Source organism: Klebsiella sp. SYXHC3, assembly GCF_057196925.1.
Window position 1 is genome coordinate 79,408 of sequence record NZ_JBXUNG010000006.1, and the last position, 16,408, is coordinate 95,815.

At 56.6% G+C, this 16,408-nt stretch carries 11 protein-coding genes; 4 read left to right on the top strand and 7 right to left on the bottom strand.

The genetic code is table 11. The annotated features are described in order from the left end of the window. Positions 1-24 precede the first annotated feature (24 nt). The gene (locus tag AC2CGP_RS16310; protein ID WP_015704827.1) at positions 25-1,401 is read left to right on the top strand and encodes a glycoside hydrolase family 1 protein; all 1,377 of its coding nucleotides are present in this window, start codon (positions 25-27) and stop codon (positions 1,399-1,401) included. A 60-nt stretch (positions 1,402-1,461) separates the two neighbouring features. Beyond that, positions 1,462-2,178, top strand: a complete 717-nt coding sequence (locus AC2CGP_RS16315; protein WP_020079300.1) for a GntR family transcriptional regulator — start codon at positions 1,462-1,464, stop codon at positions 2,176-2,178. Between the two features lie 91 nt (positions 2,179-2,269). Here AC2CGP_RS16315 and ldtB read toward each other — a convergent pair whose 3' ends face one another. Then, on the bottom strand, positions 2,270-3,184 hold the full coding sequence (gene ldtB / locus AC2CGP_RS16320; protein WP_015367569.1) for a L,D-transpeptidase: 915 nt from the start codon (positions 3,182-3,184) through the stop codon (positions 2,270-2,272). Between the two features lie 198 nt (positions 3,185-3,382). Next, on the bottom strand, positions 3,383-4,165 hold the full coding sequence (locus AC2CGP_RS16325) for a tyrosine-protein phosphatase (protein ID WP_015704829.1): 783 nt from the start codon (positions 4,163-4,165) through the stop codon (positions 3,383-3,385). 179 nt (positions 4,166-4,344) lie between these two features. On the opposite strand from AC2CGP_RS16325, the gene AC2CGP_RS16330 reads away from it, so the two are divergent. Then, entirely contained in the window at positions 4,345-5,937 is a 1,593-nt protein-coding gene (locus AC2CGP_RS16330; RefSeq protein WP_015367567.1) for an ABC-F family ATPase, read from the top strand. Positions 5,938-6,557: 620 nt separating this feature from the next. Here AC2CGP_RS16330 and AC2CGP_RS16335 read toward each other — a convergent pair. Continuing rightward, positions 6,558-8,921, bottom strand: a complete 2,364-nt coding sequence (locus tag AC2CGP_RS16335) for a glycoside hydrolase family 31 protein (protein WP_213759835.1) — start codon at positions 8,919-8,921, stop codon at positions 6,558-6,560. A 15-nt stretch (positions 8,922-8,936) separates the two neighbouring features. After that, positions 8,937-10,238, bottom strand: coding sequence for an MFS transporter (locus AC2CGP_RS16340; RefSeq protein ID WP_475702359.1), 1,302 nt, complete (start codon positions 10,236-10,238; stop codon positions 8,937-8,939). A gap of 296 nt (positions 10,239-10,534) precedes the next feature. On the opposite strand from AC2CGP_RS16340, the gene AC2CGP_RS16345 reads away from it, so the two are divergent. Further along, positions 10,535-11,608, top strand: a complete 1,074-nt coding sequence (locus AC2CGP_RS16345) for a LacI family DNA-binding transcriptional regulator (protein ID WP_020079297.1) — start codon at positions 10,535-10,537, stop codon at positions 11,606-11,608. Here AC2CGP_RS16345 and AC2CGP_RS16350 read toward each other — a convergent pair. The 3 genes from AC2CGP_RS16350 to AC2CGP_RS16360 form a co-directional block, all read right to left on the bottom strand. Continuing rightward, positions 11,605-12,870, bottom strand: coding sequence for a DUF1479 domain-containing protein (locus AC2CGP_RS16350; protein ID WP_015704832.1), 1,266 nt, complete (start codon positions 12,868-12,870; stop codon positions 11,605-11,607). The two genes, AC2CGP_RS16345 and AC2CGP_RS16350, sit on opposite strands and share 4 nt — an antisense overlap. A 139-nt stretch (positions 12,871-13,009) precedes the next feature. Beyond that, the gene (locus AC2CGP_RS16355) at positions 13,010-13,825 is read right to left on the bottom strand and encodes a Cof-type HAD-IIB family hydrolase (protein ID WP_213759833.1); all 816 of its coding nucleotides are present in this window, start codon (positions 13,823-13,825) and stop codon (positions 13,010-13,012) included. A 150-nt stretch (positions 13,826-13,975) separates the two neighbouring features. Then, the gene (locus AC2CGP_RS16360; protein WP_213759831.1) at positions 13,976-16,408 is read right to left on the bottom strand and encodes a formate C-acetyltransferase/glycerol dehydratase family glycyl radical enzyme; all 2,433 of its coding nucleotides are present in this window, start codon (positions 16,406-16,408) and stop codon (positions 13,976-13,978) included.

Sequence of the window (16,408 nt, forward strand, 5' to 3'; positions counted from 1 at the left end):
ACTAGTCATATACAGAGGCGAACCATGAAAGACAAACTACCGGCCAATTTTTTATGGGGTAATTCGGTCTCCAGCATGCAGACCGAAGGGGCGTGGAATGAGGGGGGGAAGGGGATGTCGGTGTACGATATCCGTGAGCCGTCGGAGTTCGCCTCGGACTGGAAGGTAGCGACCGACTCCTACCATCGCTTCCGCGAAGATTTTGATTTAATGCAGGATCTGGGCATGAACTGCTATCGCTTCCAGATAGCCTGGAGCCGCGTCTGTCCGCAGGGAGATGGCGAGTTTAATGAAGAGGGGATTGCGTTCTACCATCAGTTTATTGATGAGCTCATTGCCCGCGGTATTGAACCGATGATCTGCCTCTATCACTTCGATATGCCCTTGTCGCTGGCGGAGCGCTATAACGGTTTTACCGATCGCCGGGTAATGGACGCTTTTATCCGCTATGGCCAGAAGATGATCGACTGCTACGGCGATAAGGTGAAGTACTGGCTGACCTTCAACGAACAGAATCTTTACCATTCGCCGGAGGCTTTTCTGATCACCGGCTATCTGCGTGGCGATAAAACGTTGCGCGAACTCTACCAGATCCAGCACCACGTGATGATGGCGCACGTCCATCTCACCGACTATCTGCATCAGGCCAAACCGCAGTGTCTGATGGGCGGAATGCTGGCCCATGCGCTGGTCTACCCGGCAACCTGTAAGCCGCGCGATATTCTGTGCGCCCAGCAACTGGACGAGTTTTTAAACCAGAATCTGCTGCGCGCCTACGCGGGCGAGGGCTATAGTCCGGAAGTGATGCATTTTGTCGCCCGTGAAGGTTTTGACGATATCTATCGCCCTGAAGATATCGCGTTGATGGCGAGGGTGAAGGTCGACTATCTGGCATTCAGCTACTACGCCAGCCGCACGCTCAATAGCGACGCGATTCCGCCAGGTACGGCGGTGAACAACTATATGTTGTTCGGTAATCAGGACAATCCATACCTGAAAGCGACGGAATGGAACTGGCAGATCGATCCGCTGGGATTCCGCACGATCATTACCCGCTATTACAACGACTGGCGGCTGCCGGTCTTCCCAATTGAAAACGGGATTGGGGTGATCGAATCCTGGGACGGCGAAAATCAGGTCGCCGATGATTACCGCATTGCCTACCACCGTGACCACATTAACGCCATGAAAGCGGCAATGTTTGAAGACGGGGCGCAGGTGATAGGCTATCTCGGCTGGGGATTAATCGATATCCTTAGCTCGCAGGGCGACATGCGTAAACGCTACGGCGTGGTGTACGTCAATCGTGAAAACCACGATCTCAAGGATCTTAAGCGGGTACCGAAGAAAAGCTACGCGTGGTTGAAGCGGGTTATCCACAGTAATGGCGAAGAGATGTAACGGCGAGCGGGCGGTGTATGCTGCCCCCCAGTCGCTCACAAAATAGTAAAGGATCGGAGAATGACGGCGAAGTATCTTAATATCGCGCGGGAAATAAAAAAGCGGATCATTAGCCAGCAGTATCCTGCCAGCGCGCCGTTACCTGACCAGTTTGCGCTGGCGGCAGAGTTCAATACCAGCCGGATGACGATCCAGCAGGCAATGCGTCAGCTGATTGTCGAGGGGCTTATCTACACCCGCAAAGGGCAGGGTACCTTTGTGCGGAAAAATTTCCTCCAGCTATCGCAGTGGGAACTGCCCGGCAGCGACTATTTCGGCGCCACCAAAACCTGGGAGCATCTCGGCGAGGTGCAAAGCGAAGTCGTGCGCTTTGAACTGCGTTTTCCCAGCGAGAAGGAACAGAGTTCGCTGCTGATCGACGCCGATGCGCCGGTGTATGACTTTGTCCGCCTGCGGTTGCTTAACGGCGAGCCGATTTCGCTGGATTTAACGGTAATGCCGGTGGCGCTGGTGCCGGGGCTCAATAAAAGCCATCTACAAAGCTCGGTGTTTCGTTACGTGCAGGAGACGCTGGGGCTGAAGCTGATGGGGTCTTATCGGGTGGTACGGGCGATGAAGCCGGATGAGCTGGATAAATTACATCTTAACTGCGAGCCGACCGACCCGGTGCTGGAGGTTGAGCAGGTTATCTATCTGGAAGACGGTACGCCGCTGGAGTACGCGCACTGTCACTACCGCTACGATCATGGCGGGGTCATTCTGGTCAATAACGGCTAACCGGGAGCGCTCCCTGCTGGCGCAGCGCTTAGCAGATGCAGATAAAAAAACGGCGGGCACCAGGCCCGCCGTTTTCATGTGCTAGCTGAACTTAGTTCAGGCGCACCGGCATCCCTGAACGGTTCTGGATCGCCTGATCCATTACGCTCTGGTCAACGTCAGGCTGGCTGGTCACCGACTGCACGGCCTGAGTCAGGCTGATAGGCACGATTTCGCCGCCTTTGAACTGCGCTTCGGTGGTCGACAGCGGGTTGTGTACTTCGACGTAGCGGCTGCCATCCGGTTCGGTGGTGGCTTTTACCGGCTCATCGATAAACTGCACGCGGGTGCCGACCGGCACGTTCTCAAACAGGAATTTGATGTCTTCGTTACGCAGACGCACGCAGCCGTGGCTCACGCGCAGGCCGATACCAAAGTTGGCGTTGGTACCGTGGATGGCGTACAGACGACCGATATACAGCGCGTACAGGCCCATCGGGTTATCCGGGCCTGCTGGTACGACTGCCGGCAGCGGGTTACCTTCCGCGGCGTATTCGGCGTGCATTTTCGCCGTCGGGGTCCAGGTCGGGCCCGCTTTCTTACGCTCAACTTTGGTCGTCCAGTTGATCGGCGTATCTTTACCCAACTGGCCGATACCGATCGGCAGTACGATCACGGTATTGGTGCCTTTCGGGTAGTAGTACAGACGCATCTCGGCGCTGTTGATGACGATGCCTTCATGCACGGTGTCCGGCAGAATCAGCTGTTGCGGAATATTCAGCACGGTACCGCCTTTTGGCAGGTAGGTATCCACGCCCGGGTTCGCTTCCAACATGTTGGACAGACCCATCTGATATTTGGCAGCGAAATATTCCAACGGCTGTTTATTATCGTCTGGAATAGTGATGACCTGGTTCTGGCCAATCAGACGGCTGCCGTCGGTTGGCAGAGGATAGGTAACAGCTGAAGCTGTGTTGCAAAAGCCCACGATGGCGAAGGCTGCCGCTAAGAGTGTCGATAATTTCATATTCTTCATGTCGTGCGCGGTGTCAACGCCACACGGGCCTTGTTAGATATTCAGATAGTAGATGGGAGCGCATTATATGTGCTTTCCGATAAACAGGTAAATCAGATGTGTACGAAATCACAATTTTTTCCTGTTGCTACTAGTGTAGTGCGCAACGCGCCGCTTTCACGGCGAATCGTCTGGTTAATGAAACGTGGATTAATCTTCCAGCAGCCGCGACTGCAACGCTTCGCGCGCCTGTGGCGTCAGGCGGTATTCCTGTTCCAGCCAGCGGTCGACATGACCGTAACGCTGTTCAATGCTGGACAACGCGGTCGCCAGATATGACTCCTGAACGGTCATGATGGCGGCGAGATTTTTACGCCCGTGCTCATTAAGGCCTTCGCCGAAGGTGTCGAGCAGGAATCCTTCGACCTGCGCCAGCATCCCCTGGGTCAGCAGATACTCTTCCATGACCGTATTGCTATCACAGCCGAGCGCGAACAGCGTCAGGGCGCAGCCGACGCCGGTGCGGTCTTTACCGACGGCGCAGTGCTGCAGCAGGGCGCCGTCAAAAGGCTCCATTAGCCATTGCGTCAACTGGCGATAGGCGGCGTTATTAAACGGTAACTGGCGGTAGAGCTGTAGCATAAACTGCTCGCCGTCCATGGTGTTGAGGGTCGCGGCGTTAAACTCGGTGACTTTCGCATTGACGCTGCTGGAAAGCGGATTGGCCGGGGCGTTGAGGTAAAAGGCTTCGCTATTCAGCCGATCGGGGCTGCGATTGACCTCTGTCGGATCGCGATAATCCAGCACCCGGCTCAGCGGAATGGCGCTGAGATGATTGAGATCCTCCGGCGTCATGTTGTGCAGCGAGCCTGAGCGCAGCAGTTTGCCTGAACGTACGCGCCGGCCGTCGGCCGCGCGTTGACCGCCGAGGTCGCGAAAGTTGATGCCGCCTTGAAGCGAGATAAATGCAGGATGGCTGGTGCGGGTGGTCATAAATTCCCTCTGAATTGCGGATAATTATTATGTCTTAGCAATCGGTCATTTTGCGGTAAAACCCTGACCATAGCATAGTTATTGGCGGGCTTTTTACCGCAAGCCGTGAAAAGTGAACCATTTGCTGGCATAATGTCTGGTTCATCACATCCCTAATTCTCTATTTTCAGGATATCCTCGTGCTAGTATCCAGCAACGTCACCATGCAGTTTGGCAGTAAGCCGCTGTTTGAAAACATCTCCGTCAAATTTGGCGGCGGCAACCGCTACGGCCTGATTGGCGCCAACGGCAGCGGCAAATCTACGTTTATGAAGATCCTCGGCGGCGATCTTGAGCCGACGCTGGGCAACGTGTCCCTCGATCCGAACGAGCGCATCGGTAAGCTGCGCCAGGATCAGTTCGCCTTCGAAGAGTTCACCGTGCTGGATACGGTTATCATGGGCCACGGCGAGCTGTGGGAAGTGAAGCAAGAGCGCGATCGCATCTACGCGCTGCCGGAAATGAGCGAGGAAGACGGCTATAAAGTGGCCGACCTGGAAGTAAAATACGGCGAGATGGACGGCTATTCCGCCGAAGCGCGCGCCGGTGAACTACTGCTCGGCGTCGGTATTCCGGTGGAGCAACATTACGGCCCGATGAGCGAAGTCGCGCCGGGATGGAAACTGCGTGTCCTGCTGGCGCAGGCGCTGTTCTCCAATCCGGATATCCTGCTGCTCGATGAACCGACGAACAACCTCGACATCGATACTATTCGCTGGCTGGAGCAGGTGCTGAACGAACGCGACAGCACCATGATCATCATTTCGCACGACCGTCACTTCCTGAACATGGTCTGTACTCATATGGCGGATCTCGATTACGGCGAACTGCGCGTGTATCCGGGTAATTATGACGAATATATGACCGCGGCGACCCAGGCGCGTGAGCGTCTGCTGGCTGATAACGCCAAGAAGAAAGCGCAAATTGCCGACCTGCAGGCCTTTGTTAGCCGCTTTAGCGCCAACGCTTCAAAATCGCGTCAGGCGACCTCTCGCGCCCGTCAGATAGATAAAATTAAGCTGGATGAGGTGAAAGCCTCCAGCCGCCAGAACCCGTTCATTCGCTTCGAACAGGATAAGAAACTATTCCGTAACGCGCTGGAAGTGGAAGCGCTGGCGAAAGGCTTTGATAACGGCCCGCTGTTCAAAGGGGTTAATCTGCTGCTGGAAGTTGGCGAAAAGCTGGCGGTACTGGGGACCAACGGCGTCGGTAAATCAACGATGCTGAAAACCCTGGTCGGCGAACTGGAAGCGGATAACGGTACCGTCAAGTGGTCGGAAAACGCCCGTATCGGCTACTACGCTCAGGATCATGCCGAAGATTTCGAGAACGACCTGACGGTCTTTGACTGGATGAGCCAGTGGAAACAGGAAGGCGATGACGAGCAGGCGGTACGCAGTATCCTCGGTCGTCTGTTGTTTAGCCAGGACGATATCAAAAAGCCGGCGAAAGTCCTCTCCGGTGGCGAGAAAGGTCGCATGCTGTTCGGTAAGCTGATGATGCAGAAACCGAACATCCTGGTGATGGATGAACCGACTAACCACCTGGATATGGAATCGATCGAATCGCTGAACATGGCGCTGGAGATGTATCAGGGCACCCTGATTTTCGTTTCTCACGACCGTGAGTTCGTGAGTTCGCTGGCGACTCGCGTACTGGAGATTACCCCAGAACGCGTAATCGATTTCAGCGGCAACTACGAAGATTACCTGCGCAGTAAAGGTATCGAGTAATCCCTCTCCGTTACCCGGGTAGCGGCTACACCTTACCCGGGTAATCCGAGGTGCCGTTTTTTGTCGGGTGGCGGCTAACGCCTTACCCGACCTACGGTCCTTACGACCTGCCTTTAATGTCTTCACCGCGCTGGCTGAAACTGCCGGTGTTGGTGGCCTCAAAATCGCTGAGACGTTCCCGGAAGGCCGGGGCAGCCCGCATGGATGCGGGCTGAGGGCCGTGTTTTGCACGGACGCTGCCTCGGCCCGACCCGAAGCCTGCCGGGATAAGTCGAAGGAACCACGAAGTGGCGATTTTGGCGGCCAAAGCCCGGGGGTACAGGGGGCGGCGGCGACTGGCCGCCCCCTGTGCGCTCCCTGCGCCATGAGAGCCATAACGCAGAAGACATTTCGGGAGCGCAATAGGCTCTGAATTAATACAAAAGAACTGTTTTTCCCGGACCAAACCCGTTGCCAACCGATAGCAGTATCTACCCGCGGTGCCGTTTTTTGTCGGGTGGCGGCTAACGCCTTACCCGACCTACGGGGCTACCAAACCGCACAGTGTTGTAGCCCCGGTAAGCGGTAGCGCCACCGGGGATTTTGAGACCACAATACCGGCGGTTTCAGCGGGCCTATGGTCAGAGCCTCCACTCGGTCCCTTCGACGCCATTCACCAGCAGTTGGCGTTTTTCTCCCGCCGGTAATGACAGCTTCAGCGCTTTCCACGCCGGGCGATAGTTGCCGCGAGCATTGATATTCAGGTTTATGCTGCTGGCGCTGCAGGTCATTTCCCACTCCAGCCATAGCGCATCACCCTCTTTATAGCCCCAGCTTTCGCCGTCGTCTTCAAACAGCAAACCGCGGGTTGAGCCGGTACCTTTCAGTGGGAACAACTGCAGTTCGCGACGATCGTCTTTTTGCGCATCGACGTGGCTGATACGTTCACTGAGCGGCAGACCGGCGCCGGCGCGGACCAGCAGCGGCAGTTTTTCCAGCGGTGCGTCCAGCGTCACCCACTGACCACCGGCGAACCACTGGTGGTTGTAAAAATCGTACCAGCCGTCCTGATTATCGGGCAGCCACAGCTGGCGCTGACGGGCGCCAGGCTCCACCACGCTTGCCACCAGCAGATCGCGCCCCAGCATGAAGTCATCACACTCGGCGAAGGTCTGGGTATCGTGCTGGTGGTCGAGGAAGGTCGGGCGCAGCATGGGTTCGTCATCGGCATGCGCCTGCCATAACAGGGTGTACAAATAGGGCAGCAGACGGTAGCGCAGCTCGATGGCAGAGCGGATCGCCGGGGTGATTTCCGGGTACATCCAGGGTTCATTGACCGTCTGGTCGTCATTCCACGAGTGAATGGTAAAGCGCGGATGCATCACGCCGTTTTGCACCCAGCGAACGAACAGTTCTGGCTCGGGTTTATCGCCGGAGAATCCGCCGACGTCATGGCCGACGTTAAACAAGCCGGAAAGACTCATCCCTAATCCCATACGGGTGTTATAGCGTAGCGTATCCCAGTTGGTGCGGTTATCGCCGCTCCAGGTTTGCACGTAGCGCTGCATCCCGGCGCAGCCGGAGCGGGAGATCAGATACGGGCGCTTTTGCGGCGCAAAGCGCTGCTGGGCTTCCAGCGAGGCGCGCATCATCAATAATGGCATCACCGGACGAATATGCTTAATGGCGATTTCGCGGCCAAAGCCGTAGCAGCGCGCCTCGCCGTCCCATACCTCATATTCGTTATTATCGTTCCAGGTCGAATCGATACCCATCTCCAGTAGCTGGGTGGTCACGCCTTCCTGCCACCAGGTCACGGTGTGCGGGTTGGTGAAGTCGAGATGCGAACCTTCATCGTCCCAGAAGCTGGAGCGCTCCGGCGCATCGGTTTGCGAATCGCGAATGAAAAGGCCGCGTTCCGCCACTTCGCCATAGCGTGGGTGATCCTGCAGCAGACACGGTTTGATATTGGCAGCCAGTTTCAGCCCGGCATCGTGGAACGACTGGCTCATCACTTTTGGCTGCGGCACCTTGTCGTAGTTCCAGTTAAAGACGTAGCGTTTGCCGTTGATTGAGGTATAGCCGGAAGAGAGCTGGAACGAATCACAGGGGATTGCATGCTGCTCGCACAGGCGGATAAAGTTCATCAGCTGATTTTGCGCATCCGGCGCGTCGGTATAGTGCATCGTCGAGCCGCTATAGCCGAGGCTCCATTTCGGCCCAAACAGCGTTTTACCGGTCAGACGGACAAACGCTTTGGTCACATCCAGCACCTGCTTACCGGTAAACAGATAATAATCAATGTCGCCGGCCTCCGCCTGCCAGCGGCGATAGGCGGTGTGGTAGTTGTCGATTTCATTGCCCAGATCCAGCCAGCAACTGCTCAGGTTGTCATAAAACAGGCCGTAGCTGATATCGCTGCGCTGCGTGATGGTAAACGGAATATGTTTATACAGCGGGTCGGTGCTGACGGCGTTGTAGCCCATGGCATCGAGGTTACGCATTTCGTAGCGTTTGCCGTTACGCTGCAGGTCACCGGCTTTTTCACCCAGCCCGTAGAAACGTTCATCTTTGCGGCGGCTAAGATAATGGGCGACGCCATCCCCGTGGGCGTTTGCCAGATAGGCGCTGGTTGGGCGGTCATTGGCGAGCGTCTGCCACTCACCGGCCTCGTCGCGATAGCTCCACTCCAGCCAAAGCGGCTGATGGACGGTAACGCGCAGCTGGCGGGTGGCGATGGTCAGCGTGTCATCCGCTTCGCTCATCTGCCAGGCCGGGAGGCTAAAACCGCTGAGGTCATCCCGCGCACGGCCTTCCCACGGCACATCCTGCTGCGGGGCGATACTCCAGGTGCGATCCAGCGCCAGTTGGCCCTGGCGCTTCAGCAGGACGCGGAATAAATTCTCTTCCAGCACGTACAGACACAAAGTGTGCTGACCATCAACGGTCAATTCAACGTGATGCTCCAGCTGTTGGTGCAAACTCCAGTGTTTCAACGTCTTCATATTTTACATCCACTCTCAGGCGCGCTTGGCGCGACGTTCAGCAATAAATGCCACCAGGAAAACGGCGCCAATCAGGTCAAAGAAACCCATGGCGATAAACAGCGGGTTGAAGCCAATTTTGTCGGCGGTCACCCCGATTAATAATGAGAACAGGAAGCTGGCGATCCACGCCGCGGAGCCGCGCATACCGTTGACCGTCGCCATTTGTCCCTTGTCGAAAGACTCCACCACCAGCGCGCTGAGCATGCAGGAGATGATCTGATGGCCGAAACCGCCAATGGAGATCAGGATGATGGTGATATAGGGATCGCGGGTAATGGCCACCAGGGCCAGCGAGAGCATCAGAAACGCGCCGGTCACGGAACTGGCGATGACCGAATTGACTCGCGTACAGCCGAACCAACGGACGTACAGGCGGGTGAGATAGCCGCTGACCACGCTGCCAAGGTCGGCGGCGAGGAACGGCAGCCAGGCGAACATCGCTATCTGCTTAAGATCCATACCGTGCTCTTTCGCCAGGTACAGCGGCACCCAGAAGCTCAGCACCGCCCAGGCGGGCTCGGCCATAAAAGCGGGGATGGCGATACCGTAGAAACGTTTGTTCTTCGAGACGGTTTTTAGCGCGGTAAAAAAGGGCTGCTTCACCGCCGGCGCTTCGTTGTCCTGCTTGATGTACTCCAGCTCGCTTTGGCTGAGATTCGGGTGCTTTTCCGGGCTCTGATAGAACGCCCACCACAGCACGACCCACAGCAGCGCCAGCACGCCGGTAAACATAAACGCGCCCTGCCAGCCGAAGGAGGCGTGGGCGAAGTAGATGATAGGTGGCGCCAGCATTGCGCCGATAGAAAAGCCGACGCCAGCCCAGCCGGCGGCGATCGGCCGTTCGGATTTCGGGAACCACTCGCCGATGGTTTTAGCGTTAGCCGGGGTGGCGGCCGCCTCCGCGCCGCCCATAAAGAAGCGTAAAATAGCCAGATGCAGCCAGCTGCCTGCTCCGGCGTGCGCGATACAGGCTACCGCCCACAAGGTGGCGCAAACCATAAAGCCCAGCTTGAGCCCGATGACGTCGATAAGCCAGCCGCACAGCGGTTGGAAGATGGTATAAGCCAGCTGAAATGCGCCGACGATCCACGAATATTGCTCGGTGGTAATACCGAGAGTGGCTTTCAGTTCCGGGGCGATAATCCCCAGCGAGTTACGTGTGATGTAGTTGACGGTGACGCCAAGTAAAAACAGCACCAGCACCCACCAGCGCAGGTTTTTCACCACCCGGCGCGTTTTGCTGACTGCCATATCATTGTTGAGGCCTTGACTCATAGAACTCTCCACAAGACGTTGTAGGGGGAAATGACGCTTCAGCCGCTGAGTCGTCACGTAATAGTTCTAACCATTTGAATTATTTGTTTTTATTTCAATATCTATTGGTATAACTAGTATGGAAGATATTGGACCAATTCAAAATAAGGGAGAAAGTCGGCGGGCAGTAGCGCTATTTATGCAAAATTTTTCATGAGATGACGTAGTTCTCATAATTTGCCGGAGTATTTGCTTGTTGGTCAGGGTTTGGCGACTATGAAAATTCTTTCATTTTTGAATTGGAGCTGGATCACAGAATGGATAAAAAGCTGCGAGTCGCCGAAATTGCCGCCCGCACCGGGCTGTCAGCCAGTACGGTTTCGCGCGTCTTAGCCGGAAAAGCGAATACCAGCGAAAAGGCCCGTCAGGCGGTATTGGCCTGCGCCCGCGAGCTGGGGGTGATGCAGGGATTGGCCGCCGGGCGGCTACTGCTCAACAACCTGCTGATTTTTGCTCCGCAACGGGCCTTCGACGAACGTTCAGATATTTTCTACTACCGCGTCATCCAGAGTATTAATAACGCGCTGGCGCCGCATGAAGTACGTCTGCGCTATTGCGCGCTGGAAGAAAACGACAGCGACGCCAATCTGTTTCTGGCCCGCATGAACGAGACCGACACCCAGGCGGCGGTATTGCTGGGTATTGACGATCGGCATATCCACGCGCTGGCGGCGGATCTTGGCAAACCTTGCGTATTAATTAACTGCCGGGATGAAGGGATGCGGCTTCCTTCTATTGCGCCTGACCATCGGCTGATTGGCCAGTGCGCCGCTCGTTATCTGTTTGATATGGGCCATCAGGCGGTAATGAACGTGATGTGCTTGCGCCGCTATACCATGGAGCTACGGCTGGTGGGTATCAAGGAGGCGTGGCGCGCGCGCAACCTGCGATTTACCGGTAGCCGTGACCTGATTAGCGTCGCCAACTTTAGCGCCAGAGAAACGGAAGAGCAGGTCGGTGCCTGGCTCGACGCTTTACAGGGGCGCCCGATGCCGACGGCGTTTCTGGTGGGCGGCGATTTTATGGCCGCCGGTACCGTCAGCGCGCTGCAAAAACGAGGCCTGCGGGTGCCGCAGGATGTCTCGGTGATGAGTATCGACGGTTTTAATCTGGCGGCGATTCAGGACGTGCCGCTGACGGCGATTCATGTGCCGCGGGATGAGCTCGGCAGCGAGGCGGTGCATCTTCTCCAGCAGCGTCTGCTGCGCCCGGAAGCGCCACACGGTTCGCTACTACTGCACGGCGCCCTGGTGGTACGCGATTCGGTGCGGCGGATCCGGCCAGGCAAGAGCCATACCGCCGTAGAACAGCAAGGTCTGTATGATGATTAGATCTTCATGCCCAATGCGCGTTTGCCGTGATCGTTAAGATCGGCAACGGTGAAGCGCGCCTGCCAGTCGCATTCATAATCCTCGCGCGGGAAATCCCCCGGCGAGGCGCCTTTTTCCAGCGCGATTTTTACCTTCTGCGCATAGGCGAGGTTTTTCTCGCACATCGGCGCGGCCGGGATGTACATGACGTTGCCCCAGCCCTGTTGATTTTCCACCGGCGCGACCGAGTGAATGACATCGCAGTGCCACCAGACGGAATCACCGGCATTCAGCGCGGGAATCGAGCTTAGCGCTTTGATCAGCAGGGGATGCCATTGCTCAGAGATCGGCAGCACCTTGCCCGGCGCGACGCCGCACAGTTCATCTTCCGGCACATCATCCAGCAGCGGACGCAGCAGAACGTAAGCCATCGCCTCCGGGATCGGCACCACGTGCAGCAGCCCTTGACCGGGGATCATGTCCGACAGCGCTGTCCAACCCTGGAAAGTGCGGAAGACCGAACATTTGGTGGTGTTATCGACGGTGTACTCTTCCACTTCGGTACGATGCGCCGCGTCCCACGGATCGTAGGCGTCGATATTGCCATTAAAGACGTTGGCGAAAACCTGCTGATAAGCGGGAAGTAACCAGCGCTCGAGCGCCCCGGAATCGGTATGCGCGCCCAGCCCCTTTGACGTGGTTCCCGGCGGGCGGCGGCGGATGCGGTCAGGGTAAATCACGCTGACATCCGGATCGAACCAGCGTTTGCCGTCCTGCTCAAAGCGCCACAGGCGGTTAAGGAAGGATTGTACCGCCGCCATTTCATCGCTTTGGCGCGCCTGCATTTGCGAGGGCGACCAGTAGATCGGATAGATCTCCGGGCGCGAAGCCTCCAGCGAGCCGAAGAAGCTGTCGCCGGGCCCTTTGTAAACGTCGTCGAAATGGTTCAGGTCCAGGTATTCCAGCATCGCGTTATCCCAGGCCAGCGCCTGTTCGCGCGGGTAGTGGCCTTTGATAACCGCGCAACCGCGGCGCTTAATCGCCTCGCGCTGCGCATCGCTCACTTTACCCTGGGCGATATCGCTAAACGGGATCGTCGGCCAGACCTCCTGGCCCGCGGCTTTCAGGGCATTAATCTCGTCCAGGCGCTCGCTGATGCGCGCCGAGAGTTTATCGAACACTGCCTGAACATCGCCGATTTGCGCCCGTAAGGCCTGTTTCATCTGGCGAATCGCCGCTTTATGGTCGGCAGGTAATGTTTCGTGGGTAGGGAGAGCAGCCATAATCACCTCGCTGTATCTTTCATTCGAAAGTATTAAATCTTACAAACGTTAATTTAAGTTAAATTAGAGTTAATGCAAGTTTAAAATTATGCAGCGGCGCACAAAATGGAAAAGCCGGGGCGGATACCCCGGCACAGGATCAGTCGTTGAAAGGGGAGGTCTTATCGAGAACGGCCTGAATCACCTTCAACGCGCCGTCGTGGTTATTGTCATCGGTGGTGAAACCGGCGATGGCTTTGATGCTGTCGGCAGCGTTGGCCATAGCAAAAGCATATTTCACCAGTTTTAACATTTCGGCGTCATTGCCGCTGTCGCCAATTGCTACGCATTGCTGCGGCGAAAGGTTCCAGCGTTTGAGCAGGCGGCTGATGCCGTTGGCTTTATGCAGGCCGGGGATAATCAAATCGACAAAGCCAAAGCCGCTGGTGACCGGCTTCATGATCCCATCCAGCGAGACGTGCAATTTATCGATAAGCTGTGGGATATCGCTATCCGGCAGGTTGAGGGAGAATTTGAATAGCGTATCGTCGATGCGATGGTAATCGCTTACCCGCTGCAGACGATGGTAGTGCTTCGACATCAGCTCAACAAAGGCGTCCGGGGCTTTATCGCTCACGTATGCGCTTTGCAGGCCGCAGGCGACAAAGTTGAGCTGCGGGTCTTTTAGCAGTTCGCCAATCACCACCTGTGATTCGTGACGGGTCAGTTCGCCGTGGAACACCTGTTTGTCATGCTCGTAAACCAGAGCGCCGTTTTCTGCGACGAACGAAATCTGCTCGCGGATTTCCGGGAAAAATGAGATCAGCTGATAGTACTGGTTGCCGCTGGCGACAACAAATTCAATACCTTGCTGTTTAAGCTGCGCAAACTGCGCGAGGAAACGCGGGCGGTCGTACTGCTTGGCGTCATTGAGAAAAGTTCCGTCCATATCGGTGACGATAACTTTAACGGTCATAAGAGGTGCTCCTGGCTTAACTTCGACCAGTAACATTCTAATTACAATGTGATGGGGAGCACAAATTTATTTCGAATGAAAGTTTATCCAATTATCAACGGGTACAGAAGATGTCACCCGGCTCAGCGCAGCGCCGGCCGGGTATTTTCCTTACAGCGTATGCTCGGTACGGGCGATGATATCGTCCTGGGTATCCGGCGACAGGGCGGTGAAGAACGCCGAGTATCCGGCGACGCGGACCACTAAATCGCGGTACTGGTCAGGGTGTTTCTTGGCTTCCAGCAGCGTTTCGCGTGATACGATGTTGTACTGAATATGCCAGCCTTTGTGCACTTCAAAGAAAGTACGCAGCAGCACCATCAGCTTCTGCTTATCGGACTCGTTCTCCAGCGTGGAAGGATTCAGCTTCTGGTTGAGCAGCACGCCGCCGAGGATCGCGCCGGTCGGCAGTTTGCCTACCGAACTGATAACCGCCGTTGGCCCCAGGTGATCGGTACCGGAGGCAGGGCTGGCCCCTTCCGCCAGCGGCGCGTGCGCTTTGCGGCCATCCGGCGTCGCCATGGTCTGCGCGCCGAACGGGACGTTAGCGGAGATAGACGACGTACCGGCGTAATAGTTACCGCCAATCGGGCCGCGGCCGTAACGCGGGTTATGGTACTGCTTCAGCTCGTCGATATAGGTCTGATAGGCCCGCGCTAGCAGAATGTCGACGCTGTCGTCGTCGTTACCGTACTTCGGCGCGCCGTTGATCAAGCGCTGACGTAACTGCTCGTGGGTCAGGCCGGCAAAATCTTCCGCCAGCGCTTTCGCCAGCTCCTGCTGGCCGATGACGCCCTGATCGAAGACCAGTTTTTTCACCGCCGCCAGGCTGTTGCCGAGGTTGGCAATCCCGACCTGCAGACCAGAAACCCAGTCATACTTCGCGCCGCCTTGCTTGATGCTTTTCGCCCGTTCGATGCAGTCATCGACTAATGCTGAGCAGAGAATATCGTGGACGTTCTCTTCCAGCATGGTATCGACAACGTACTCAATCTCGATGGATTTACGGGTGTAGTAGCGGATCTGAGTATCCCAGTCTTCCAGCACCTGGTCGAAGTTAGCGAAATTGCCTTTCGACAGCGCATGTTGTTGGGCAAGGAACACCTGGCCGCTGGTGGCATCGCGGCCGCCTTCCAGCGTCGCCAGCATCACCCGCGCGAAGTTAATAAAGCTCATGCCGGTGCAGCGATAGCCCCATTTACCGCCGACCGCGGTTTCGATGCAGCCGATAGCGGCGTAATCGTAGGCGTCCTGCGGCTCAATCCCTAGCTTGATAAATTCCGGAATGACGATTTCATCGTTATTAAACGCCGGCATGCCGAAACCGCAGCGGATCACCTGAACGCAGGCGTCGAGGAAGTCGTTGCTCATCCCGGCGTGGTAACGCACGCTGAGGTTCGGTTGGGTAGAGCGCAGGCGGCCGCAGGATTCGAGGATCGCGTACGACAGCGGGTTGACGGCGTCCTGCGGTTGACCGTCGACCAGATTTTGCCCGCCGATGGTGACGTTCTGGTACAGCGGGCTGCCGGCAGAAGCTTTGGAATGCGAGCCTGAGCGAATTTTGTTGACCTCCAGCAGCTTCAGCCAGCAGCAATGCAGCAGCTCAATGGCCTGTTCGCGATCCAACGATTGCTGCAGTTCAACGTCGCGGCGGTAGTATGGATATAGGTACTGGTCCATGCGGCCAAAAGAGACCGAGTGGCCGTTGGATTCAATCTGCAGGATCAACTGAATGAAGTAGCAGAGCTGCAGCGCCTGCCAGAAGGTTTTCGGCGGCTCGTGGGCGATAATTTCACAGTTTTCGGCGATCGCCAGCAGCTCGTCGCGGCGCAGTTCGCGCGGCTCCTGCGCCGCCATGTCGCGCGCCAGCGTAGCGAAGCGTTTGCAGTGTTCGCTCACTGCCGCGAGCACGATATCGATCGCCTTCAGGAACTGTTCGCCGTGCAGATCTTCCAGCACCGTCAGATTAATACGCGAGCGGCGTTCAGCGACCTTCGCGCGCATGCCGTCGAGCCCTTTTTCCAGCAGCAGCGGATAGTTGACCGCCAGGTGGGCATCGCCGGAAGTCATGTTACCTTCGGCTTTGATAATACCGGTAGCGAGCAGCGCTTTTTGTTCATCGGTAAACATGCCGTAGCAACGGTCCTGAACGGTCTGCCCGCGCCACCATGGGCACACTTCATGTAATACGCGCTTATTCTCTTCGCTGACCGAGAAGCCGGCGCCCGGACGGTCGGCGAGATCGTCGATCTCTTTCTCAATCCAGCTGACGGTATATTCCGGGAAAATCGGCGCGGCGCGAACTTCGCTGGCCTGGTTGCCGACGATCAGCTCATCGTGCTTGATCCAGATAGTGCGTTCCGCCAGGTGATGGGCCAGCGCCAGCGCGCGACGTACCGGGATGGGTTTATCGAGATGTTGCTGATAGGCGGCGGTATAGTGTTGGGCGCGCTCGGTACAAACCGGCGGCTTAACGATAAGCACCAGCGCCATTTTATGCGCCTGAATGCGGGCGCTCAGAGTATCCAGTTTTAAGGTGGTCAT

Coding starts and splice junctions, on each gene's coding strand:
- ldtB (WP_015367569.1), bottom strand. CDS start 3,184: ATGAAATTATCGACACTCTTAGCGGCAGCCTTCGCCATCGTGGGCTTT.
- AC2CGP_RS16360 (WP_213759831.1), bottom strand. CDS start 16,408: ATGACCACCTTAAAACTGGATACTCTGAGCGCCCGCATTCAGGCGCAT.
- AC2CGP_RS16315 (WP_020079300.1), top strand. CDS start 1,462: ATGACGGCGAAGTATCTTAATATCGCGCGGGAAATAAAAAAGCGGATC.
- AC2CGP_RS16310 (WP_015704827.1), top strand. CDS start 25: ATGAAAGACAAACTACCGGCCAATTTTTTATGGGGTAATTCGGTCTCC.
- AC2CGP_RS16345 (WP_020079297.1), top strand. CDS start 10,535: ATGGATAAAAAGCTGCGAGTCGCCGAAATTGCCGCCCGCACCGGGCTG.
- AC2CGP_RS16350 (WP_015704832.1), bottom strand. CDS start 12,870: ATGGCTGCTCTCCCTACCCACGAAACATTACCTGCCGACCATAAAGCG.
- AC2CGP_RS16335 (WP_213759835.1), bottom strand. CDS start 8,921: ATGAAGACGTTGAAACACTGGAGTTTGCACCAACAGCTGGAGCATCAC.
- AC2CGP_RS16355 (WP_213759833.1), bottom strand. CDS start 13,825: ATGACCGTTAAAGTTATCGTCACCGATATGGACGGAACTTTTCTCAAT.
- AC2CGP_RS16325 (WP_015704829.1), bottom strand. CDS start 4,165: ATGACCACCCGCACCAGCCATCCTGCATTTATCTCGCTTCAAGGCGGC.
- AC2CGP_RS16340 (WP_475702359.1), bottom strand. CDS start 10,238: ATGAGTCAAGGCCTCAACAATGATATGGCAGTCAGCAAAACGCGCCGG.